This window comes from Limnobacter thiooxidans, from assembly GCF_036323495.1.
Taxonomy (GTDB): Bacteria; Pseudomonadota; Gammaproteobacteria; order Burkholderiales; family Burkholderiaceae_B; genus Limnobacter; species Limnobacter thiooxidans.
This window is the reverse complement of the sequence record NZ_AP028947.1, coordinates 163,586-187,224: the sequence shown is the minus strand read 5'-3', so window position 1 is coordinate 187,224 and position 23,639 is coordinate 163,586. Positions and strand designations below refer to the sequence as shown.

Below are 23,639 nucleotides of genomic sequence, written 5' to 3'. Positions count from 1 at the left end.
CAGAAGCAAAAAGAAAAGGAACAGTGAGCTTGAACACTGCACACATGGGACGAATGAAACGCTCACTGCTGAGCTTGGCTGTGGCGTCGATGGGATTGGGGCTGGGAGCTGGCGGTCACGCACAAAACCTGGATTTGCAAAGCAATGCGAGACCACAGAACAGTCAGGAAGACCGTTTTGCATTGAATTTTGTGAATGCGGAAATTGATGCCGTCGTGCGGGCAATTGGCTCCTTCACCAATCAAACCTTCGTGGTGGACCCCCGAGTGCGGGGCACCATTTCCCTGGTATCGCCCGAGCCCTTGAGCGCCAAAGATGCCAAGAATGCCCTGTTGGCCGCATTGCGCCTGCAAGGCTTCACCATTGTGGAAAGCGGTGGTGTAGCACGTGTGCTACCGGAAAACGATGCCAAGGTGCAGGCCAACAACACCGTTGACCCACGACGCGCGATGAGCCAAAGTGGCAACGCCATTGTGACCCAGGTGTTTCAGCTGAACTACGAATCAGCCACGGCGCTGGTGCCGGTGCTACGCCCGTTGATTGCGCCCAACAACACGATTGCGGCCTACCCCAACAACAACACCCTGGTGATTACTGATTACGCAGACAACTTGCAGCGCATTGCGAGAATCATTGCGAGCATTGATGGGCCCTATTCCGGTGACCTGGAGGTGGTGCCCCTTGAGCATGCTCTGGCGGTTGACCTGGCGGCCATTCTCGGTCGCATGCTGGATGAGGGCAACCGGGGCACCGGCGCTGCAGTGGATGCGGGCCAACGGCTTTCGGTCATGGCAGACCCACGCACCAATTCGCTGTTGCTGAGAACACCCAGCAAGGCGCGCCTGAACCTGGCCAAGGCACTGATTGCCAAACTGGACCAACCCACCAAGCAACCGGGCAATGTGTGGGTGGTTTACCTGAAAAACGCGGAAGCCGCGAAACTTGCCAAAACCTTGCAGGCCGTGTTGAGCAGCAGCCCGATTTCAGAAAACAGCAATTCCGGCCTGAACCAGCTTTCCTCAGGCGGCGGGCTTGCAGGCGGATTGACCAACGACAACCCCAACAACAACAATTCCACACGAAATGTGACCAATGGCAGCCCAGGCTTGGGCTCATCAGCGCTGGGCGGTTCTTCAAGCGGACAACTCAGCTCTGCGTCAGGCAACGTGGAATTGAACAACGGCGGTATTGTACAGGCCGACCCGTCCACCAACTCATTGATCATTACCGCGCCCGAACCGATCTATCGCAACCTGCGTTCGATCATCGAGAAGCTGGATGTGCGGCGTGCACAGGTGTTTGTCGAATCGCTGATTGTGGAAGTGTCCACAGACAAGGCGGCCGAATTCGGTATTCAGTTCCAGGGACTTTCCGGTGTGGGTGCTAACGGTGTTCGCGTCATCGGTGGCACCAATTTCAACGCCCCCGGCTCAGGGGCCAACATTCTGGGTGCCGCAACCAACCTGGGTTCGGTGGGCCGTGGCCTGAACATTGGCGTGATCGACGGGCAGGTGAACATTCCAGGCATTGGTACCATTTCCAATTTGGGCTTTTTGGCCCGCGCGCTGGAAAGCAAAGCCAACGCCAACATCCTGTCCACACCAAACATTTTGACGCTGGACAACGAGGAAGCCAAAATCGTGATCGGCCAGAACGTGCCATTCATCACCGGGCAGTTCACCAACAGCGGCGGCAATGGCGCCACGGTCAACCCATTCCAGACCATTGAACGTCAGGACGTGGGCCTGACCTTGCGGGTGAAACCCCAGGTGTCGGAAGGCGGCATTGTGAAACTGGGAATTTTCCAGGAAGTAAGCTCGGTAGTGGACAGCACCAACGTGTCGGGCATTATCACCAACAAGCGGTCCATTGAAAGCAATGTATTGGTGGAATCGGGCAACATCATCGTGCTGGGCGGTCTGGTTGAAGACCGGGTCACCGGCAACGAGGAAAAAGTACCAGGCTTGGGTGACGTACCCGTTCTGGGCCAGTTTTTCCGTTACGACAACCGCCGCCGCCAGAAAACCAACCTGATGGTTTTCCTGCGCCCGGTGGTGGTTCGCAACGAAGACCAGGCCCAGGGCATTGTGACCAACCGCTACGACTACATGCGCCAGTTACAGCGCGAAAACCAGCCCGAACAGCGATTTGGCTTGCCCAATATGGAAGCGCCTGTTTTGCCGACACGTAGACCGCAGGCCGTTGCACCAGCTGCCGAGGCAGCCCCTGCGAAAACAACACCAGGCGAAGAAACCATTAACCTGACGCCGAGCAACAAGATACTGGTGATTCCGCGCCCTGGCCAAGCCAGTGGTGACGCAGAAGTCGGTCCGAATGGCGGTCGAATCATTCGAGGCAAAAAACCTTGAGCGAGTTGAATTTCAACCCACAGACCGTGGGCCGCCTGCACTATGGTTTTGCCAGGCAAAATCAGGTGCTGTGTCTGGATGCCCAGAATGAATTGTGGCGCCTGGCCTTCAGCCCGCGCACGCCAAGCCATGCCTTGATTGAGGCGCAGCGTGTGGCCCCCTGCCCGATTGACTGGGTGTTTTGTGAAGACGCTGTGGCGCTTGAAAAAACCATCAACCAGGCGTATTCAAATCAGGAAACCAGTGCAGCCGCGGTGGCCAACGAGGTGGCAGGCGACCTGGACCTGGACCAGTTGATGCAGGACATTCCCGCAGTGGAAGACCTGCTGGAAACCGAAGACGATGCGCCAATTATTCGCATGATCAACGCCCTGCTGACCCAAGCCAGCCGCGACGGGGCTTCCGACATTCACATTGAAGCCTTCGAGACCCATTCTGCTGTACGGTTTCGTGTGGACGGCACCCTGCGCGATGTGTTGCAACCCCGACGCGAACTGCATTCCGCACTGATTTCCCGCATCAAGATCATGGCCAGTCTGGACATTGCTGAAAAGCGATTGCCCCAGGACGGCCGCATTACCCTGCGAATTGGTGGCAAGCCCATGGATGTACGAGTGTCCACGCTGCCGACAGGCCATGGCGAACGCGCAGTGCTGCGCTTGCTGGACAAGGAAGCAGGCCGCCTTGAATTGAGCCGCCTGGGCATGCCTGAACACACCCTGAAAGAAATGGACCGCCTGTGCAACACACCACACGGCATTATCCTGGTGACAGGCCCCACGGGTTCCGGCAAAACAACCACGCTGTACGCGGCGTTGTCGCGCATTGATTCCGGCACCACCAATGTGATGACGGTTGAAGACCCGGTGGAATACGATTTGCCTGGCATCAGCCAGACCCCGGTGAACACAAAAATTGACATGACATTTGCCAAGGCCTTGCGCGCCATTTTGCGGCAAGACCCTGACGTGATCATGATCGGCGAAATCCGTGACCTGGAAACCGCGCAAATCGCGGTACAGGCATCACTGACGGGGCACCTGGTGCTGGCCACCTTGCACACCAACGATTCAGTCAGTGCGGTGACCCGGCTGGTGGACATGGGTGTCGAGCCTTTCCTGCTGTCATCAAGCCTGTTGGGTGTATTGGCCCAACGCTTGGTGCGCCGCTTGTGCCCACACTGCAAAACCAGCACATTGAATGACTTGGGGCAGGCCCATTGGCATGCCAACGGCTGCGACCAATGCGGACACACGGGCTATGTGGGAAGAACGGGCGTGTATGAACTGTTCACCCTGGACGACGAGTTGCGCGCCATGGTTCACAACGAAAACTCCGAAGCAGAAATGCGCCAGCGCGCGCAGGCCAAGGGCATGAAAAACATGCGGGAAGACGGACAGCGCTGGGTAGAGAGTGGTACTACCACGCTGGAAGAATTGCTTCGAGTCACAAGAGACTAAGTGAGACACTGAGCAGCCATGGCAGTATTCAGATACGAGGCATTAAACGCCCAAGGCAAAACGGTCAAAGGCTCGATGGAAGCCGATTCGCCCCGCGCCGCACGCAACCAGATGCGGATGCAGGGAATGACCCCCATCGAAGTGCTGGAAGTGGGCAGCGCCAAGATGACAGGCAAAAAGGCTGGGCGTTTTGACCGGGAACTGAGCACCCGCGAGGTGGTGTTGTTGACCCGACAGTTGGCCAGCCTGTTACAGGCTCGGCTTGCACTGGCCCAGGCCTTGGCGGCGCTGGTTGAACAAGCCGAGAAACCCCTGATACGGGAACGGATCAACAGCATTCGCTCGGAAGTGGTTTCTGGCACCCCCCTGAGCCAAGCCCTGGCCCAATACCCAAAAGCATTCCCCGAAATGTACGTGGCCACTGTGGCTGCTGGTGAGAACACCGGCGACCTGGGTGGGGTACTTTCCAAGCTGGCCGATGCGCTGGAAGCACGGCAAGCCCTGCAACAAAAAGTCAGTGCCGCATTCATTTACCCGGCCATTGTGACCGTGGTGGCCCTGATGGTTGTCATTGGCCTGTTGACCTACGTGGTGCCGCAAGTGGTGACCGTGTTTGAAAGTAACAACCAGCAATTGCCCACACTGACCCTGGTCATGATTGCCCTTTCAGACGTGCTGCGGGACTGGGGCTGGCTGATGGCCCTGACCTTGGCGTTGGCTGTTTACCTGTTTCGCAATGCGCTCAAGAACAAAGCTTTCAAGCTGAAATTCGACGAATCGGTGTTGACCATTCCGGTGATCGGTCCTTTTGTTCGGGCAGTGAACACCGCACGACTGGCATCTACCCTATCTATTCTTGTGGGCAGTGGTGTACCTATTCTCAAGGCCCTGGCTGCCGCCAACCGCACCTTGGGTAACTCGGCCTTGCAACTGGCCATGGTCGATGTACAGGAGCGGGTGAAAGAAGGCAGCGGTTTGAGCAAGGCCATGGGAAAAAGCGGCCTGTTTCCACCGGTACTGACCCATCTTGTGGCCAGCGGCGAGGCCACGGGCCAGTTGGCGGCGATGCTGGAGCGAGCCTCGGAAAGCCAGCGCACAGAAGTGGAGCGCAAGGCGATGTGGCTGACCAGCCTGATGGAGCCGATCCTGATCCTGGTGATGGGTCTGATCGTGTTACTGATTGTTTTGGCGGTCATGATGCCGATTATTGAAGTGAACCAGTTGATTCAATGAGTATTATCCAAAGTGAAGTGCGGGGAAAAACAATCCGGGTGCTGTTGGTCGATGACGACGAGCAATTACAGGACAGCCTGAAACAGGCCATTGAACTGGACCCGGCATTGACCCTTCTCGGTCAATGCCATTCCTTGAGCGAGGCCTTTGCGGCGCTTGACGAACTACAACCCGATGTGGCGCTGATCGATCTTGGACTGCCGGATGGCAACGGGCTGGCGTTGATCAAACACATTCACGAACATGTGCCCAACTGCGAAAGCATGGTACTGACAGTGCTGTCAGATGAAAGCCACGTCATCGCCTGCATCGAGGCCGGGGCCACCGGTTACCTCACCAAAGACACCCGCCCCCCCGAAGTTCTGGAACGTTTGAAGCAGTTGCGGGCGGGCGGCTCTCCGATCAGCCCCTTGATTGCCCGGCGTTTGCTGAACCGTTTTCGGGGTGCATTTACAGGCGAAGCCCTTTCTGCAAACACCAATGCTGCAGCGCCTGCGCCATTTGAAGCTGCTGAATTTACCCCGCTTTCAGACCGGGAACAGGAGGTTCTCGAAATGGTGGCCAAAGGCTTCTTGCAGGCAGAAATTGCCAGCATGATGGGCGTGAGTATCAACACAGTGAGCACCTATGTGAAGCGAATTTACAAGAAGCTTGCAGTGAATTCACGGACAAGCGCTGTTCACAGGGCCAGTGAACTGGGACTGATCAGTTTCAAGGACTTCTGAGACGGTAAACGGTCAGGGGACCTAATTGCGTGGGTGTGCAAGTCAGCGTGTAAAGCGTAGCATTTCAACCAAATACCAACGAACCTGAAAGAATCCTGTTCATGACCATGAGCGCCGACCAAGCTGTTGACATGGAGCCAATCGGCGTCATTCTCGTGGAGGATGAACCAGCCACACAAGACCACCTGGTTCAGGTGTTGCAGTCCAGCAGTGCATTGCGTTTGCTGGGCTTGGCCAGCACGGTTCAGGACGCCTATTCCCTGCTTTTCATGACGCAGCCCAAAGTGGCCTTGATTGACCTTGGGCTTCCTGACTCATCGGGTATCGAGATCATCCGGTGGCTGAGCAAGAACAAACCCGAGGTTGAGCCACTGGTGATCACTACCTTTGGCGACGAAGACCATGTGGTGCGCAGCCTTGAAGCAGGTGCCACGGGTTATCTGCTGAAAGACTATTCCAATGAAGAGTTGATCAACCACATTGTCGAGGTGGCCAATGGGGGCTCGCCCATCAGTCCGCTGGTTGCGCGGCAACTGCTGTTTCGAATGCAAAACGAGCGCGTGCCCGAACCAGGTTTGCAGCAGGACAAAATCACCCAGAAAACCTCGCCAAATGCAGGCAGCATCACGGACAGGGAGTTGAAGGTAATTCAGCAGGTGGCGAGGGGATTTACTGCCCAGGAAATAGCGGCCCAAATGGGTATTTCTACCCACACCGTGTCCACACATGTGAAACGGATTTACAAAAAACTGCATGTTCACAGCCGCTCGGAAGCGGTGTATGAAGCGTCGCTGCTTGGACTACTTGACCTCTGATGTCAGCAGTTCAGCAACCAAAATCTCGTTTTGTATGGCAATTCTGCCTGCTGTTTTCCGGCACCTTGTTGTTGGCCTTGTTGGGCACGTTCAAGGCACCGCTCCATGTGCTGGGCAATCCGGATTTGCAGAAGTCGGGGTATTTCCTGACTCAGGCACAGGTTCTTTTCTCGGATTCCGGTGAATGGACATCCAGTCAGGCACTTCAACAGAATGGGGCGCAACAGATTTCCTTGCCTGACACCTGGGACAAATCAAAACCTGATTTTGAAGGCGATGGCTGGTATCGCATCGACTTCAATCTCGACCCGGCCAAGCCCAAGCCAGATACCTTGTTTATTCCCAAAGCCATCATGAATGCGCAGGCTTATCTCAATGGATACTGGATCGGCGGCTTGGGATCCATGCAAGGTGAACTGACACGTCACTGGAACCGCCCCTACCTTTTTCAGTTTTCCCCCGAGTTACTGAACAGTGGCAACAATGTGCTGCAAGTTCAGGTTGCCGGTTATCGAAACTACCGCAGTGGCCTTGGGCGCCTGTGGCTTGGCCCCAGCGCTGACCTGGAGCCACTGTATGCCACAGCCTACCGTTGGCAGGTGACGGGTTCCATGCTGGCCACCCTGATTGCCTTTGGCAGCGGTGTAATGCTGCTGCTGTTTGCACGCGTGTTCAGGGAACAGGAAGGTTTTCTGTTTCTCAGCCTGGCGGTGATGGTGTTTGCGGTGCGCAACACCGGGTACTTCATGGATTGGGCCCCACTACCGCACGCCAAATGGGGGCAGCTGGTGCACAGCCTGCATGCCTGGTTTGCCTGCCTGTATGGCATGTTCCTGATCCGTTACATGGGTTTGAACTGGAAATGGATGCGATATGGCTTGATGGCTTACGGGGTGTTGCTGACCGCATTAACGTTCGCCGTGGGTGGGCAGGAGATTCTCCAGTTCACCTTCTGGCTGCTTCTTCCTGTCATACCCTTCATATTTTTTCTCAATGTGATGTTGCTGGCCTATTCCTGGCGGACTCAAAACTTTGAGGGGGCCATTCTGGGGTGCAGCTCTATCCTGTTTGTATTACTGAGCATACGAGACCTCAGCATCATGATGGAAGCCTTGCCGATTGAGTCGGTACTGCTGTCCCAGTACACCGGCATTCTGCTTTTCGTCTCAGCCTGCTGGATTATTTACAGGCGTCACAATGCCCTGCTTGTTGCGTTGAAACAGTCCAACGAGGGCTTGAATTCCGAACTGGCTGTGCGGGAACGGCAATTGTTTCAACAGTTCAATTTGCTGCGCAAGATCGAACAACAGCGCACTCTGGACGATGAACGCAAACGGATCATGCAGGACATTCACGATGGCGTGGGTTCCAGTTTGGTATCAGCGCTCAACCTCAGTGAAACACGCCCACTGGAACAGGATGAGATGCGGGATGTCCTTCAGGAATGTCTGGACGATTTGCGCATGGCCATCGACTCGCTGGACCCGCAAAGCGATGACTTGCTGGCCTTGCTGGGCAATTTCAGGTGGCGCTACGACCGCCGCCTGAAAGCCAGTGGAGTAACCTTGCTGTGGCGCGTGCACGATGTTCCGAAACTGGAAGGCTATACCTCCCGGGATTTGTTCGATTTGCTGAGAATGGTACAAGAGGTATTCGCCAACACCCTGAAGCATGCGCAGGCCACGCAGATTGAGCTTAGCGTGCGATGGGACGAACTTGCCAATCTTGTTCAGCTGACCATTCGTGACAACGGCCTGGGTTTACCCAAACACACCCTTGGCCGGGGGCGCGGCCTGGCCCACATGAACATTCGCGCCAAGTCGATTTGTGTGGACTTATTGGTCAACAATGCGAACCCGGGGCCTGGGGTGTCAGTTCAAATCAGCATACCCAAAGTCAGAAAACGATGAGTATGGCCTTGTGCCTAGACGTTTTTCCTGCTCCAGAGCGCACGCCCTGATCGACTGCCATACGGTTTGCCGATGGTTCCTGAAATCCATGCGCCCGTGCTGACCAGCTTGTGCAAATCCAGACCGGTTTCAATGCCCATGCCGTGCAACAGGTACACCACATCCTCGGTGGCCACGTTGCCCGTGGCGCCCTTCGCATAGGGGCAACCGCCCAAACCGGCAATTGAACTGTGAAATGTGGACACGCCCAACTGCAGTGCTGCCAGGATGTTGGCCAATGCCTGGCCATAGGTGTCATGAAAATGACCTGCCACGCGGTTCAAGCCAACTTGCTTGCCCACGGCCTCAAACACCTGACTTACACGCAAAGCAGTGCCAATGCCGATGGTGTCAGCCACGTCGAATTCCTGTACACCGATGTCTTGCAGACGCAAGGCCACCTCGGCCGCACTTTGAATGGGCACTTCGCCTTGATAGGGACAACCCAGCGCACAGGAAATTGAACCGCGCAAATGAATGTTGTGCGCACGGGCCAGTTCAGCCACAGGTCTGAATCGCTCAATACTTTCAGCAATCGTGCAGTTGATGTTCTTGGCGGTGAAGGCTTCCGAGGCTGCGGTGAAGACTACGGCCTCCTGAACACCCGCTTCAATGGCGGCCTCCATTCCTTTGAGGTTGGGCACCAGTGCGGAATAAGACACTTTGTAGCTGTTCAGCGAGGGCATTGCCTTCAAACCCGCCAACACATCCGTGCCATCAGCCATTTGCGGCACCCATTTCGGAGACACAAAAGCGGCAGCTTCAAGACGTTGTATGCCTGCCTCGATCAACTGTTTGCACAGGTCCACCTTGATGGCCGTGGCGATGGGTGTTTTCTCGTTTTGAAGCCCATCGCGGGGGCCGACTTCAACAAGGGTGACTCGGGTGGGTAGTTTGATCATGCTCACGGTCAGTCTTTTGAAAAGTGAATCAGTTCGGTGCCTTCCGTGACCTGGTCGCCAACCGGGTGGGGAATCGATTCCACCACGCCGTCGCAGGGCGAGTTCAGGGTGTGTTCCATTTTCATGGCCTCCAAGCCAATCAAGGGTTGACCTTTCTTTACGGTGTCGCCCACTTTGACAAACACAGCGAACACCTTGCCAGGCATGGGGGCAGCTACACCTTGCCCATCATGCCCCTGATCAGCGCGAATGTGTGCCGGGTTGAGCCACTGCAGGCTGGTTTGTTCGGTGCCCACGTGCAGGCTCAGGTTGTCGCCATGCCAGATCAGGTCAAAGCAGTCACCTGCATGCGGGCCAGTGGTCAACAGGCCAGTCAGGCGGGGCAAGGGGTACGGCTGACTGACCACAGTCAACTGGCAGTTCAGGCTGTGCTCGCTGCATTGAACCAGCGCCTGCTGGCCTTGTATTGAAACGTGGCTGTGACTGACCATGCTTTGGTCGCGCTGCAACCAGCGGTCTTCACGCAAAGGCGGTGCGCTGGAGTAAAAGCCGTCCAGCACAGCCAATGGGTCGGTGCCTGTTTTGTGTGAACGGGCGATTGTTTGCTGGTGCAATGCCCAGCGGGCAAGGCCGGCCAGTGCGGTCAAGGTTTGCGGATCGATTCCTGTCGGCGTGGTAGCCGGTGTTGCAGCCAGGGTCATCCGGTCAATCAAACCTGTGTCATAACCACCCGCCGCAAACTCCGGGTGCAGGCACAGGCTGCGCAGCCAGGCGATGTTGTTCTTCACGCCCACGCAACGCAGGCGCGCCAGCGCATCGGCCAGTTTTTGAAGGGCAGCCGCGCGGGTGGGTGCCCAGGTAATCAGTTTGCCCACCATGGGGTCGTAATACGGTGACACCGCCAGGCCTGAACGCATGGAGGAATCAAGCCGAACACCAGCAGTTCGGCCGGCATGGGTACCGGTGTGGAATTCAATGGCTTCGGGTGCTTCCCACAATTCCACGGTGCCAATGGCGGGCAGAAAGCCTTGGTCGGGGTTTTCTGCATACAGGCGCGCTTCAAAAGCATGGCCGTCGATGTGAATGGTTTCCTGCGTGGCCGGCAAGGGCAAGCCTGCAGCAATTTCAATTTGCCACTGCACCAGGTCAAAGCCGGTGATCATCTCGGTGACTGGGTGTTCCACTTGCAGGCGGGTGTTCATTTCCATGAAATAGAATTCGCCGCGGGCATCCAGCAAAAACTCCACCGTGCCTGCGCCCACGTAATTCACCGCACGGGCCACCTGCACGGCTGTGTCGCCAAAGGCTTTGCGTTGGGCCTCGGTCAGGCCGAAGGCTGGTGCTTCTTCGATCACTTTCTGGTGGCGGCGCTGGGCTGAACAATCCCTTTCAAACAGGTGCACCACGTTGCCATGGGTGTCAGCAAACACCTGCACTTCCACGTGGCGTGGGTTGATGATTTGCTTCTCGAGCATCACCGTGGCATCACCAAAAGCGTTGCGGGCTTCACGCTGGCAGCTTTCCAGCGCAGCAGGCAATTCACCTTCGTTGTTGACAATGCGAATGCCCTTGCCGCCCCCGCCTGCCACGGCCTTGATCATCAGCGGAAAACCAATGCGCTGCGCTTCGGCTTGAAGGGTGGCGAGGCTTTGATCTGCACCAAAGTAACCGGGAATCAGCGGAACACCGGCGGGTTGCACGCAGGCCTTGGCTTCGCTTTTGCTACCCATGGTGCGAATGGCTTGAACACCGGGCCCGATGAATGCAATGTGCGCGTCGGCACAGGCTTGTGCAAAGGCCGCGTTTTCAGACAGAAAACCGTAGCCGGGGTGAATGGCCTGCGCACCAGTTCGGCGGGCAGCGGCGATCACTTTCTCGATGTTCAGGTAACTGAGGGCGGCTTCAGGCTCGCCCAGGCACACCGCTTCATTGCATTCCTGCACATGCAGGGCCTGCGCATCGGCCGTGGAATACACCGCCACGGTTTGTATGCCCATGGCTTGCGCGGTGCGGTTGATTCGTCGGGCAATTTCGCCGCGGTTGGCTATCAGGATCTTGGTGAACATGTTTTGTTGTGGTCCTTGGTTAGCCAACCCACTGTGGTTTGCGTTTTTGCATGAAGGCCATCATGCCCTCGGCGGCTTCGGCACTGCCACGCACGGCGGCCAGTCGGGCAGCCACATCGGCATGGGTTTCATCGGCAGTGATGTCCATGCGTGACACATCGCGAACCAGTTTCTTGCAAGCCGCCATGGCGTCGGGGGCGCAACTGTCGAGTTCTGCAAGAATGCTGTCCAGCGCTGCATCCAGCTTCTCGAGCGTGGTCAGTTCATGCACCATGCCCAGTTCATAGGCCTTTTGCGCAGAAAATGTTTCGCCTGTAATGAAATATCGGCGGGCCGCCTGCACACCCATGGCCTGCACAACATAAGGGCTGATGGTGGCAGGAATCAAACCGCGCTTGACTTCCGGCAGGCTGAACTTCACGTTGTTGCTGGCCACGATGATGTCGCTTGCACTGACCAAACCAGTGGCACCGGCCAGGCACAGGCCATGCACACGCGCCACAACGGGCTTGGGGCATTCGGCAATGCCACGGAACAGGCTGGTCAAAGTGACAGCGCTTTGCTGGTTGGTGTTTGAGGCCGCAGCCTGCTGGGCCATTTGCATCATGTAGCTTAAATCGGCGCCAGAACAAAAGGCATCGCCATTGGCCGCCAACACAATGGCGCGGGTGTCGGGGTCAGCGCCCAAACGCTGGAAGGCTTCCACCAGCATGGCGATCATTTCGCCATTCATCGCGTTTTTGATGTGCGGGCGGTTCAGGGTCAGCCACACGGATTTTCCCTTGCGGGTTTCAATCACGGGCTTCTCTGTAGTTTCAGTCATAGCGTCTCCGTATTTTTATTGTGCTTTATGTTCTTTTGGTGCATTTTTTGCTGTGCCCGCTTACATGCGGTACACGCCGAATTTTGTTTCCGGAATGTCGGCATTCAAGCTGGCAGAAATCGCCATGCCAAGGATGCGGCGCGTGTCGGCCGGGTCGATCAGGCCGTCGTCCCACAATCGTGCGGTGGCGTAGTAGGGCTGACTTTGCTCATCAAACTGTTTCAGGGTGGGGGCCTTGAATTCGGCTTCCTCTTCCTTGCTCCAGCTGCCGCCCTTGGCCTCAATCTGGTTGCGCTTGACCGTGGCCAACACGCCCGCAGCCTGCTCACCACCCATCACGCTGATGCGGGCATTGGGCCACATCCACATGAAGCGCGGGCTGTAGGCACGGCCGCACATGCCGTAGTTACCGGCACCAAATGAGCCACCAATCACCACGGTGAACTTGGGCACCTTGGCGCACGCCACCGCCATCACCATTTTTGCACCGTGGCGGGCAATGCCTTCGTTTTCAACTTTTTTGCCCACCATGAAGCCGGTGATGTTCTGCAAAAAAACCAGCGGAATTTTTCGCTGGCAGCACAGTTCAATGAAATGCGCCCCTTTCTGGGCCGACTCGGAAAACAGAATGCCGTTGTTGGCCACAATGCCCACGGGCATGCCATACAGGCGGGCAAAGCCGCACACCAACGTGCTGCCAAAACGGGCTTTGAATTCATCGAATTCGCTGCCGTCCACCACGCGGGCAATGATGTCGCGCACGTCGAACGGCTTTTTCGCATCAGTGGGCACAATGCCGTAAATTTCCTCGGCGCTGTAGAGGGGTTCCCGAGATTCACTCAAAGCCCAGGGGTAACGTTTTTCCGGGCGACCCAGATTGGCCACAATGCGGCGGGCAATTTCCAGCGCATGCTGGTCGTTCTCGGCCAGGTGGTCGGCCACGCCAGACAAACGGGTGTGCACGTCGGCACCACCCAGTTCTTCGGCGCTGACAATTTCACCCGTGGCGGCCTGCACAAGGGGTGGCCCACCCAGAAAAATCGTGGCCTGGTTTTTGACAATAATGGCTTCGTCGCTCATGGCGGGCACGTAAGCGCCACCGGCGGTGCAACTGCCCATGACCACGGCAATTTGCGCAATGCCTTGCGCGCTCATGTTGGCCTGGTTGAAGAAAATTCGGCCAAAGTGATCGCGGTCGGGAAACACTTCATCCTGGTTGGGCAGGTTGGCCCCGCCGGAATCCACCAGGTAAATGCAGGGCAAATTGTTCTCGGCCGCCACTTCCTGCGCACGCAGGTGTTTTTTCACGGAAAGCGGGTAGTACGTGCCGCCTTTCACCGTGGCGTCGTTGCACACAATCATGCAGTCCACACCGCTGACGCGACCAATGCCTGCAATGGCGCCTGCACCGGGTGCCGCGCCGCCATACAAACCCCAGGCAGCCAGGGGGGCAAGCTCCAGAAAAGGCGAACCGGGATCAAGCAAACCAGCCACGCGTTCGCGCGGCAGCAATTTTCCCCGCGCGGTGTGGCGTTCATTGGCCACCTTGCCACCGCCCTGGGCCACCACGGCCAAATTGGCCTTTAACTCATCCACCAGCTTTTTGAGGGCGGCGTGGTTGGCTGCAAAATCGGGCCGGTTTTTGACCTGGCTGGAATCGAGAATTGCCATGCTTAAAACGGTCCTTCAACAACCCAGCGGCGCAATTGCTCCATGCGGTCCTGACCCCAGAATGCCTCGCCGTCCACCACGAAGTAGGGTGCACCAAACATGCCTGCATCAATGGATTCCTGCACGGCGTTCTTCATTTGTTCCTTGATGGACTCGTCCTGTGTACCCGCCACCAAAGCGGTACCGTCCAGCCCAATCGAGCTGGCCACTTCAGCCACAACCGCTTCCTCGGTGATGTCTTGCCCGGTGACAAAATAGGCTTTGTACAGGGCACGGGTCAGCTCACCGGCCTTTTCGGGCTGGGTGTTGATGACTTGCAAAATGGCACGTGAACCCACAGTGGCGTTGATCGGAAATTTCTTGGGCCAATTGATTTCCAAACCATGAAAACGGGCTGTGCGTGCGAAGTCTTTCGCAGAATACTTGCCCTTGGCCGGGTTCATCATCGGTGCGCTGTTGCCCGTGCTTTTGAATACAAAACCCAACAAGGTGGGCTTGTAGTTCACAACACGGTTGCCGGCGGCGGCAATGTCTTCGATTTGCTCAGCGGCCACGTAGCTGTAAGGGCTGGTCAGGTCGAAATAGAAATCAATCGTTTGTTTGGTAGTCATGGTGCTTTTCGGCTCCAGATTAGGGTGTTCCTGTGATTCTATCTAACTTATTGAACACTAAGTGGAGACATAAGGTGCAGTTCGCACACCGACCTGCGCCTTGTCAGGAAAAAAGCCAACCCAACCATTGGCTGGCCCAAGGCTGCTTTGACACCCACAGAAAAACGGCATACCCGCCCCACCAAAGCAGAAGCACCAGCAAGGCAGCCAACAGCGTGAACACATAACCGGCCAGCACCAGGCGACCGTCGCGCACCCGCAAGCCAAACGTAATGCACACCATGGCGGCAGCCGGCAGCACATTGTCAAAGGATGCAAAAGGCACTGGTGCGGCCATGGTCAACCCGGCGAAAGCCAACACCAGCCCGTTTAAAGGGCGCATACGCGGATGGCTCATGATGAACAGGCGCGGCTTGCTGTGCTTGGCAACCCTGGTGATGAACACCATCAACAGCTTTTTCAGCACGCTGGCTGCTTTGGGCGGCAAACGCTTTTCACCCACTGATTTTGGAATGGGAATACCGAACCCCAGCGCATAACCCAAACCCAACAGAAAGGTCAGGTAACCCAGACTGGTGGCAATACCGGGAATTCCGAAAGGCAACAACAGGGGCAGGGCAGCCAAACCGATCCAGGTCAGTTGCTGCTTGGGGCTGCGGCCAATGGCATCGGCCACCTTGGCCTGAGCCATGTTGTCAGCGAACAGAACCACTCGCCGCCAGGCGTAGGGCAATGCCTTCAGGACATCATCGTGCTCTTCGGAGGGGTTCAACAGATTGCTCAATCAGGGGTTGATGGGTCATTTGGCGCGGTAGGTATACCGCGGAAACCCGTCTATCTTAGGTGATGTGAATGCGATTGGCGCATAAACCTACCCTTTTCGAGTGAAGGGTATGCCCGATGGACATCAACCTTGACCCGTTCTATAACTGAACCATGAGTCACTACATGGATATCACTCTAGATGATGATTTCCCATGGATCCGAGGAGTTGTCATGTTCAAACGAATTTGTATTTCACTTGTACTTGCTGGCAGCGCATTGATGAGCCTGCCAGCACAGGCAGAGCGATTTCCGGATGTGCTCCGGCCGATCGACTATTTTATTCACGGTGAAGAAATACTTGCCGTGGATACACTGCGGGACACCATTCGCGCACAAGGCAACTTTCCCCTGGGCAAGGCGCTGTTCACCATTGGCCGGACCGACCTGCTGGGCCTGAACCGCAGCCTGGACAGCTTTGACACCAGCACGCTTGAAACACCGCTGGGCGGCAATTTCGAAGTGGATAAGGAACAGGTAGCCGAATTTCGCACTGCACGTGCCCAGCGCGCCACCCGTGGTCTGAATAGCGGATTTGACAGTGGACGCTTTGACTCGCCCTTGGGCGGCCAGTTTTCGGTCGAGATGGTGGAACAGGCCGTGCCTTTTCGCGGTGAAAGAGCGATACGCGCTGCGCGGGGCTTGAACCGCTTGGGATACCGAAGCGGGTTTTAGGTGGAGAGGGATTAATCAGGGTGGGGTAATGTTTGGTGTCTAAAGACGACCTTGTTAACCTTCGACTTCATCATTTTCCACGCCATTGCCTCCAATGCAAACTAAACACTATTGCGACGGAAAGTTGCCCAACTGTATTTCAGTTCATTTCAATCTTGAAGATCTCACCAAAACAAATAGTGGTGTTTCAAACATCCCTCAAGACAACAGTGTAATCGCCAATTTGCGTAAAGTGGCAGAACACATTCTGGAGCCTGTGCGCAAACATTTTGAACAAAAGGTGACAATTCACAGCGGCTATAGAAGCCCGGCGGTGAACAAAGCAGTAGGAGGCTCCAACAACTCCCAACATTCCCGTGGAGAAGCTGTTGATTTTCGGGTGCAGGGCCATACTGTTCATGAAGTAGCAATGTGGATAAAAACCAACCTGATCTTCGATCAATTGATTCTTGAGCACTTTTTGCCAAACTCACCGCATTCGGGCTGGGTTCATTGCTCTTATTCACACAACAACCGCAATCATGCTCTAACCAAATTCAAAGGATCACAGATTTATCACCCCGGTATTTTGCTTGCTCCTCCAACTGCAAAGGTAAAGTAACTGTGCGCGTTCTGCTCAAAACAATGGTTTTGCTGGCCACTGGCGCATGCTCAGTTGAACGTCCTGCTGTGGCACCGTCATTTGTGTACGAAAACTTTCTTGGAGAGGGCAAACCGGAATACAAAATCACGGGGACTCAAATCAAGTTGCTGGACTTACCCAATAGGGAGTCTTCGCTTGTGGGCACCGAATCCATTTCGGGAGAACAGGTGCTGCCGTTTGATGATGTCGTCACCAAGGTCATCAAGACAGGAGAAATCCAGATTTCAGGCGATCTTTCAGTTCAAACCAGAAATTTTGGCGCAATTCAAAAGTTGACCAAGGAAATGTATTACGACGAATCCATTGCTTGGGTCGAGAGAACCCTTACCGCGACGGATCAGCCGACCCTGTTAATGTGGATGTCAGAAGGCAACTGCCTGATAAAAATTAAACAGACCGTTAATGAGAGCAGAGATTGCCCCACAGACTCGGGAAACCCTTGGCAACTGTTGAATCCACCTGAAACAGAAAGCTGGATCAAAATAGAGCTTAATCAGTCAAAGGGCTGGGTGGAGGTAGACGACCGGCAAATCAGGGAAGTGGACAGAAACTTTTGATCTGGAAACTTCTAGCGCTTCATAAAACAACAGCCGGTTGCTCAGCAACCGGCTGTTGATGTGAATGCCTGAATCTTCCGATGAACTATTCGATCTGATTATTCAGCTTCATTTTCCTGATCAAGCTGCCTGTTTTGCAGGTGCCTTGCGGCTTGAAGTTTTCTTGGCAGTGCCTGAACCTGCTTTCGCAAATTCCAGAACACCATCTTCAAGTTTGCCTTTTTTCAACACGGGGCGGTCAGCCAGGTAGTTGTTGACCACGGTCCACGGCGCTTCTGGCCCCTGCTTGGGCAAGCGGTCAGCAGCACGCTTCATGTAACCTGCTTCCAGGTCGAACATTGGCGTGTCGTCTGCCTGAACACCTTCGGCATTGGGCACTACGCGGCTGTATCCGTTCTTGTCCATGTGGTTGATCACGCGGCAAACGAATTCGGCAGCCAAGTCGGCTTTCAAGGTCCAGGACGCATTGGTGTAACCAAACACCATGGCAAAGTTGGGGATGCTGCTCATCATGACGCCTTTGTAGCTCATGACTTCGCCCACATTCAGCTCGTTGCCATCCACGGTGACGCCCATGCCACCCAGAATCTGCAAGTCCAGGCCAGTCGCGGTCACAATGATGTCCGCCTCAAGCACCTGGCCACTTTTCAGCTTGATGCCCTTGTCGATAAAGGTATCAATGTGGTCGGTCACGATGTCGGCCTTGCCTTTTTTCAGCACCTTGAACAAATCGCCATCGGGTACCACGCACAGGCGTTGATCCCATGGGTTGTAGCTCGGCGTGAAGTGCTTCATGTCGAAGTCTTTGCCCATGCGCACACGGGTTGCACTCAGCAGCAGGCGCTTGATGGCTTTCGGGCGCTCCTTGCTCAGCTTGAAAATCAGGCGCTGCAAACCAATGTTGCGTGCACGGCCGATGTTGTACACCCAGGTGTCGGGCATGAACTTCTTCAACACCACCGAAACAGGGTCAACCGACGGGATGGACGCAATGTAAGTGGGTGAACGCTGGAGCATGGTCACATGCTCGGCCTTATCGGCCATGGCAGGCACCAAGGTAATGGCGGTCGCGCCACTGCCAATTACCACCACACGCTTGCCTGCGTAGTCCAGGTTTTCAGGCCACTGCTGGGGGTGAATCACCTGCCCCTTGAAATTCTTAAGACCGGGAAACTCGGGGCTGTAGCCCTTGTCGTAGTTGTAATAACCAGTACAGCCCAACAGGAAGTTGCTGGTGTACACCTGCTTTTCACCGGTTTCTTCGGCAATACCTTCAACGGTCCACTGGTTGGCAGAGGAATCCCAGTTGGCGCTGGTGACCTTGAAGCCAAACTCGATGTCCTTGGTGACATTGTGTTCCTTGGCGGCTTCAGTCACGTACTCGCGGATTTCCTGGCCGTTGGCCAGCACTTTCTCGCCCTTCCAGGGCTTGAAGCTGTAACCCAAAGTGAACATATCGGAATCGGAACGGATGCCGGGGTAACGGAACAAGTCCCATGTGCCGCCAATCGCTTTGCGACGCTCCAGAATGCGGATCGACTTGCCCTTGCAATTCTGCTTGATATGGCATGCTGCACCGATGCCCGACAGACCGGCACCAATAATCATTACGTCTACGTGTGGATTGTTCATTGTGTTGTCCCCTTATGTGACTTTTTGTATTGTCAGTTGAGAGAATAGTGGCGAGCCGGGTCTGTTGGCTAGTAATAAATACTCTAAACTGGGCTAACTATTACACAGAGCAAGGGAAAATGGAATTTCTTGACACATTGAAAAACCGCCACAGCGTTCGTGCCTTTGCACCCACGCCTGTGCCCGAAGACGTGCTGGAACGGCTACTTCAACAGGCTGCACTGTCACCAAGTTGGTCAAACACACACCCCTACAGAATTGCTGTGGCCACGGGCGATGTGCTGGAAAGTCTGCGTACCGAACTGTATGCGCGTTTTCAGGAAACCATCAAATTGCAACGCGGCGGCAAGCTGGCCCAGATCAAGGGATTGATTACCCGCAACAAGGGCATTCCAGACGGGGATGTGAAGCCGGTTGTGAACTACCCCAAAGACCTTCAAGCCCGCCGGGTGGAATGTGGCAAGGGCCTGTACGGTGTATTGGGTGTGGCGCGTAACGATCTGAAGGCCCGCGACCAAGCCATGGCCGAGAACTTCCGCCTGTTTGGTGCCCCAGCCGCTGCGTTTGTGTTTGTCCACGAAGGGGTAGGTATTTACAGTGCATTGGATGCAGGTATTTTTCTGCAAAGCCTGATGCTGGCTGCCACCAATGAAGGCTTGGGTACCTGCGCGCAAGGCGCACTGGGCCTGTTCCGCTCGCCGCTGGACAAGCACTTCGACATTCCAAAGCAATACAAGCTGCTGTGTGGCGTTGCGATTGGCTATGAACTTGATGTGCCGGTGAACAAGTTTCAGCCAGAGAAAATTGCGGCGAGCGAGTTGATGCTACCGACTCGGCGTTGAGCCCATTCGGCATCAGGCTCACTCGGCGCGAACCGCTCACTGGCTGGTTTGAATGCCCACTCGGCGCGAATTACAATCGTTCGCCTGAAAACCTGTTGATCCCGTTTTGACCACGTCACACTGCTCACCGAAATCGGCAAAACAGATGGCCGATTTCGGTGGCGCCCTTCGGGCCCACGCAGCGTACCGGGTCAATCGGGCAGGTTTTCTTGAATGGCGAAACGATCGGAACTTCGCTGCCGATTGGGCTGAAACCTGTCGGTGATACATCGCGCACGAGTGGACGCGACTGTGATAGGTTGGCGCTGTCCGCATGAACCCGCTGCGTCAGAGCTTTCCTGGCAGTGCGCTTGCTCATCTCGCACATTCAGGAAAACCGCCCGTTTTGAACAAGGCTTGAATGCTCGCGCGTTGCGCGACACATGAATCCGACCGTCTTTATTGTCGGATTCATGTGAATGCAAAGCCTTCGTTCAAGAAGGGATCAGCGGTTTTCAGTGCGAAATGAGCAAGGCACGCTGAGCAAGCCATGAACCCGAGGCGAGTTTTCAGAATGCAGAACGGAGGGGCTCAGTAGTTGAATCCCACCGACACGCTCAGCGATTCCTGTTCCATATCAATCGACTCGCGCAAACCGGGCAACGGCAAAGCCGATTCCCCGCGAACCCGCACGGTTGGTGCACGCATGTAGTGCCCGGAAATTTCGGTGGCCTCACTCAAACGATAAGTGGCTCCCAAGGTGTAATGCTTGGTGACCACACCCGGCGCAAGAATGTTGAATGTCACATTCTCTTCAGTAACCGGGTTGTCACCCTTGTTGTAACCCGCCCGCAGCAACAAGTTTCGGGTTGCTTGGTACTCCAGGCCCAACTTTTTCACTGTCACGTCACGCCAGCCAAAGCCTGGTCCATTTTCATCGCCCAGGCAGTTGCACAACGGGGCGGCAGTCCGGCTGGAATTGCCCACCGCCGGCACTTCACTGAACTTGATCTTGGTCACATCGGCGGCAAGCATCAACTTGCGGGTGGGGCGCCACGAAACCCCCACACCGTAATTCGTAGGAATGTCGAAATCACCTTGCCCGGCAAACAGCCCCGCGTATTCATCAAACTTGTTCATGTCCACACGGGGCGAATAGGCTGCCCCCACCTGCAAACTGCCAAAGGTGCCGAAGTACCCCACCCGGTAACCACGCCCATTGCTGGTGCTGGTGCCCTCGTTGGTCAAGCGGTTGGCGTCGCTGCTGTAACCCAGCGTGCCGAACAGCTGCAGCCCTTCCGCGTAAAAACGCTGATAAACAAACAGGGGTGAAAATCCGAATGCGTGGTTTTCATTCAAACGGTAGGCCAGCGTGGGTGCAATCACCAACTGCTCCAGGTTCACGCCCGCTGACCCCTGGCCACAAAACGGGTTACCACGCGCCGTCGGCAGGTTGTTCACACAGGCCGTGCTGTCCCCTTCCTGGTAATCCGTATTCAAGCCACCGTTGCCGTACACAGTTACGCCCACAGTCAGTTTTTGACTGAGTTTTTTACTCATCCCGAAGTCAGGAATGATGAACAGGTTGCGGTCGCTGCGCTCGTTAAAATTAAACTGCCCCAACGGGCCATTGGTACGCTCTGCACCACGCCTGGGTACAAAAGCGTCGAAGCCCGCATCAATCCGATTGTTCAAATCGGCAAACAAGGCCGGGTTGGTTGCACCCGCCATGGTGTCATCCGAAATGGCCAGGGAAACGCCCCCGCGACCCTTGGACTTGGTGCCATAACCATGCGAGAAATAACCATTGGTGGCGTGCGCTGCTGTAAAAGACAGGGCCAACAAAGTGGCCAGGCTGAGTTTTAGTGTGTTCATGTTGCCGGGTTTCAAACAAACTTCAGGTTAGGCTCTCCCAACTTGGGTAAGCCAAAAGCCGAAGCAGTTTAGAACCAAGGGTTATGAGGCACAACAATTAAATTGTAATTTTGTTATAACCAGTGGTGCAGTTCAGGTTTTCCTGATGAACCGGTTGGTAAAGCGTATCGCCTCGGAATAGGGGAAGATATCCTCGATGTGCCCTTTGCCAATCCGGTCTTTTCGCTCTTGCCAGAACTCATATTCCAGCAAATCCCGATGCCGGCTCAGAAACGCCTTGCGTACCCGCCGGTCACCCAGCAGGAAGTGCCCGAACTCCTCCGGGAATACATCCTTCGGCCCCACGGTGTACCAAGGCTCGGATGACATTTCAGCCTCTGGGTTGGGCGCTTCCGGAATGCGGCGGAAGTTGCAATCCGTCATGTATTCAATTTCATCGTAGTCGTAGAACACCACACGGCCCAAACGGGTCACACCGAAGTTCTTGAACAGCATGTCGCCTGGGAAAATATTGGCTGCGGCCAACTGCTTGATGGCGTTGCCATACTCCGTAATGCCATGTTCCACTTCCGCATCGGTTCCCTGCTGCAGGTAAATATTCAACGGGGTCATCCGCCGTTCAATGTAAACATGCTTGATCACCACCGTGTCGTCTTCGAAAGACAGCGAGCTTTCACACGTGTCCTTCAGGTGCTCGATCAACTCCTGAGAGAAACGGTTCAACGGCAAACCCACGTGGCTGTATTCCCAGGTGTCGGCCATTCGGCCAACCCGGTCGTGCTCTTTCACCAATTGGTATTTGCGCATGACCCCGGCACAGTCGATTTCCTTGGAAGGCGCAATTTTGTCCTTGATCAACTTGAACACATACGGGTAAGACGGCAAGGTAAACACCGCCATCACCAAACCCTTGATACCGGGAGCCACGATAAACTCATCGTGCGAGTGTTTCAAATGGTGCAGAAAGTCACGGTAAAACATCGTTTTACCCTGCTTTTGCAAACCCAGCATGGTGTACATCTCGGCCTTGGGCTTGTTGGGCAACAAGGTACGCAGAAACTGCACATAGGCACCGGGCGTTTCCATGTCCACCAGAAAGTAAGCCCGCGTGAAACTGAACAGGGTCGCAATTTGCTGGACGTTGAACAACACCGTGTCCAGGTACAACTTGCCGGAAGAATCCCGCAAAATTGGAATGGCGAAGGGCTGGGGCATGTTGGCATTGATGAACTTGCCAATGATGTAGGCGCCCTTGTTGCGGAAAAACAGGCTGGACAGCACTTGAATTTGGCAATCCGGGTCCACCTTGATGGGCCGGGGCATCAGTTGCCGCGCTGCATGCACCACGTAGCGCAGGTCACGCTCCAGGTCCACAAATTCTGCATTCAACGAAAAATCGGCAATCAGGCTTCTCAGCGTGGTTCTCAGTCCACCGCTTTTTGGATTGGCCGGGTAGTAACTGCGGTAGGAAGGGGGGTCGCTTTCCACATAATCGGTGCTGACAGCCGGGCGAACAAACAAAAACCGATTGTGATAATAGTCGCGGTGAAGAATCTTGGTCACTGCGGAATTGAAGAAAGTTTCCGCCAGCTCGGGCTGCTTGTGGTCCACCAGATAGGTCACAAACCGGGTCTTGATTTTCGCCCAGACCGATTCCGACATCAGCAGCGAACCATAATTGCGCCGCAACAGGTCCACGGCCTCCTTCACACGCTCATCGTAAAAATCAATCCGGTCGCGCGCCAGTTGCTGGATCAAATGCCAATCGCCTTCTTCAAACAGCTTCTTGGTTTGCTGCGCGCAATAGCGAAACAAGCGGTAGTGCTTGTCAAAACCAGCCAACAGGTCAGACGCCACTTTTTTGGACAGCTCACGCTCTTCGTCCTCGCTCAAATGGCTGGTTTCGCTAAGTTCACCAAGGTCTTCTTCGAGGGTTTTCAGGTCCAGGGGCTGGCTGCTCATAAACTGGCTTCACTCCAAATAGTTAGCC

At 55.4% G+C, this 23,639-nt stretch carries 19 protein-coding genes; 10 read left to right on the top strand and 9 right to left on the bottom strand.

Translation table 11 applies throughout. The features are described 5' to 3' along the window. Positions 1–23: 23 nt before the first annotated feature. The 6 genes from gspD to RGQ30_RS00780 all read left to right on the top strand — a co-directional run bounded on the left by gspD (position 24) and on the right by RGQ30_RS00780 (position 8,512). Entirely contained in the window at positions 24–2,369 is a 2,346-nt protein-coding gene (gene gspD, locus RGQ30_RS00805; protein ID WP_298218490.1) for a type II secretion system secretin GspD, read from the top strand. After that, complete coding sequence (gene gspE, locus RGQ30_RS00800; RefSeq protein ID WP_130557101.1) at positions 2,366–3,829, top strand: type II secretion system ATPase GspE; 1,464 nt, start codon at positions 2,366–2,368, stop codon at positions 3,827–3,829. The genes gspD and gspE overlap by 4 nt, the downstream gene beginning before the upstream one ends. A gap of 18 nt (positions 3,830–3,847) precedes the next feature. Continuing rightward, positions 3,848–5,062 carry a type II secretion system inner membrane protein GspF gene (gene gspF, locus RGQ30_RS00795; RefSeq protein ID WP_130557102.1) on the top strand — a complete coding sequence of 405 codons (1,215 nt, stop codon included), beginning with the start codon at positions 3,848–3,850 and terminating at the stop codon, positions 5,060–5,062. Continuing rightward, positions 5,059–5,787, top strand: coding sequence for a response regulator (locus tag RGQ30_RS00790; RefSeq protein WP_130557103.1), 729 nt, complete (start codon positions 5,059–5,061; stop codon positions 5,785–5,787). The genes gspF and RGQ30_RS00790 overlap by 4 nt, the downstream gene beginning before the upstream one ends. 101 nt (positions 5,788–5,888) lie before the next feature. Continuing rightward, positions 5,889–6,602: a response regulator gene (locus tag RGQ30_RS00785; RefSeq protein WP_130557104.1), complete on the top strand. Its 714-nt coding sequence runs from the start codon at positions 5,889–5,891 to the stop codon at positions 6,600–6,602. Beyond that, a complete protein-coding gene (locus tag RGQ30_RS00780; RefSeq protein WP_130557105.1) occupies positions 6,602–8,512 on the top strand; it encodes a sensor histidine kinase in 1,911 nt (636 codons plus the stop codon). The genes RGQ30_RS00785 and RGQ30_RS00780 overlap by 1 nt, the downstream gene beginning before the upstream one ends. Positions 8,513–8,526: 14 nt before the next feature. Here the strand turns inward: RGQ30_RS00780 and RGQ30_RS00775 are convergent, their stop codons facing one another. The 6 genes from RGQ30_RS00775 to RGQ30_RS00750 all read right to left on the bottom strand — a co-directional run bounded on the left by RGQ30_RS00775 (position 8,527) and on the right by RGQ30_RS00750 (position 15,408). Continuing rightward, positions 8,527–9,450, bottom strand: coding sequence for a hydroxymethylglutaryl-CoA lyase (locus tag RGQ30_RS00775; RefSeq protein WP_420915184.1), 924 nt, complete (start codon positions 9,448–9,450; stop codon positions 8,527–8,529). 11 nt (positions 9,451–9,461) lie between these two features. Beyond that, the gene (locus tag RGQ30_RS00770; RefSeq protein WP_130557107.1) at positions 9,462–11,519 is read right to left on the bottom strand and encodes an acetyl/propionyl/methylcrotonyl-CoA carboxylase subunit alpha; all 2,058 of its coding nucleotides are present in this window, start codon (positions 11,517–11,519) and stop codon (positions 9,462–9,464) included. A 19-nt stretch (positions 11,520–11,538) separates the two neighbouring features. Beyond that, positions 11,539–12,342, bottom strand: a complete 804-nt coding sequence (locus tag RGQ30_RS00765; protein ID WP_130557108.1) for an enoyl-CoA hydratase-related protein — start codon at positions 12,340–12,342, stop codon at positions 11,539–11,541. Between the two features lie 60 nt (positions 12,343–12,402). Then, the gene (locus RGQ30_RS00760; protein ID WP_130557109.1) at positions 12,403–14,013 is read right to left on the bottom strand and encodes a carboxyl transferase domain-containing protein; all 1,611 of its coding nucleotides are present in this window, start codon (positions 14,011–14,013) and stop codon (positions 12,403–12,405) included. A gap of 2 nt (positions 14,014–14,015) precedes the next feature. Next, on the bottom strand, positions 14,016–14,624 hold the full coding sequence (locus RGQ30_RS00755) for a 2-hydroxychromene-2-carboxylate isomerase (protein WP_130557110.1): 609 nt from the start codon (positions 14,622–14,624) through the stop codon (positions 14,016–14,018). A 103-nt stretch (positions 14,625–14,727) separates the two neighbouring features. Further along, positions 14,728–15,408 carry an exopolysaccharide biosynthesis protein gene (locus RGQ30_RS00750; protein ID WP_130557111.1) on the bottom strand — a complete coding sequence of 227 codons (681 nt, stop codon included), beginning with the start codon at positions 15,406–15,408 and terminating at the stop codon, positions 14,728–14,730. Between the two features lie 212 nt (positions 15,409–15,620). Here RGQ30_RS00750 and RGQ30_RS00745 point away from each other — a divergent pair, with 212 nt between their 5' ends. The 3 genes from RGQ30_RS00745 to RGQ30_RS00735 all read left to right on the top strand — a co-directional run bounded on the left by RGQ30_RS00745 (position 15,621) and on the right by RGQ30_RS00735 (position 17,321). Next, on the top strand, positions 15,621–16,121 hold the full coding sequence (locus RGQ30_RS00745) for a hypothetical protein (RefSeq protein ID WP_130557112.1): 501 nt from the start codon (positions 15,621–15,623) through the stop codon (positions 16,119–16,121). A 94-nt stretch (positions 16,122–16,215) separates the two neighbouring features. Further along, positions 16,216–16,722: a D-Ala-D-Ala carboxypeptidase family metallohydrolase gene (locus RGQ30_RS00740; RefSeq protein ID WP_130557113.1), complete on the top strand. Its 507-nt coding sequence runs from the start codon at positions 16,216–16,218 to the stop codon at positions 16,720–16,722. Between the two features lie 179 nt (positions 16,723–16,901). Then, a complete protein-coding gene (locus RGQ30_RS00735; RefSeq protein WP_130557114.1) occupies positions 16,902–17,321 on the top strand; it encodes a hypothetical protein in 420 nt (139 codons plus the stop codon). A gap of 120 nt (positions 17,322–17,441) precedes the next feature. On the opposite strand, the gene RGQ30_RS00730 is transcribed toward RGQ30_RS00735, so the two are convergent. Further along, on the bottom strand, positions 17,442–18,953 hold the full coding sequence (locus tag RGQ30_RS00730; RefSeq protein ID WP_130557115.1) for a flavin-containing monooxygenase: 1,512 nt from the start codon (positions 18,951–18,953) through the stop codon (positions 17,442–17,444). A 119-nt stretch (positions 18,954–19,072) separates the two neighbouring features. Between RGQ30_RS00730 and RGQ30_RS00725 the strand changes: the two genes are divergently transcribed. Next, positions 19,073–19,795, top strand: coding sequence for a nitroreductase (locus RGQ30_RS00725; protein WP_130557116.1), 723 nt, complete (start codon positions 19,073–19,075; stop codon positions 19,793–19,795). Positions 19,796–20,365: 570 nt separating this feature from the next. Here RGQ30_RS00725 and RGQ30_RS00720 read toward each other — a convergent pair. Both RGQ30_RS00720 and aceK read right to left on the bottom strand, forming a co-directional pair. Continuing rightward, on the bottom strand, positions 20,366–21,649 hold the full coding sequence (locus tag RGQ30_RS00720) for an OmpP1/FadL family transporter (protein ID WP_130557117.1): 1,284 nt from the start codon (positions 21,647–21,649) through the stop codon (positions 20,366–20,368). A 132-nt stretch (positions 21,650–21,781) separates the two neighbouring features. Further along, positions 21,782–23,611, bottom strand: a complete 1,830-nt coding sequence (aceK, locus tag RGQ30_RS00715) for a bifunctional isocitrate dehydrogenase kinase/phosphatase (RefSeq protein ID WP_298218460.1) — start codon at positions 23,609–23,611, stop codon at positions 21,782–21,784. Between the last annotated feature and the right edge of the window lie 28 nt (positions 23,612–23,639).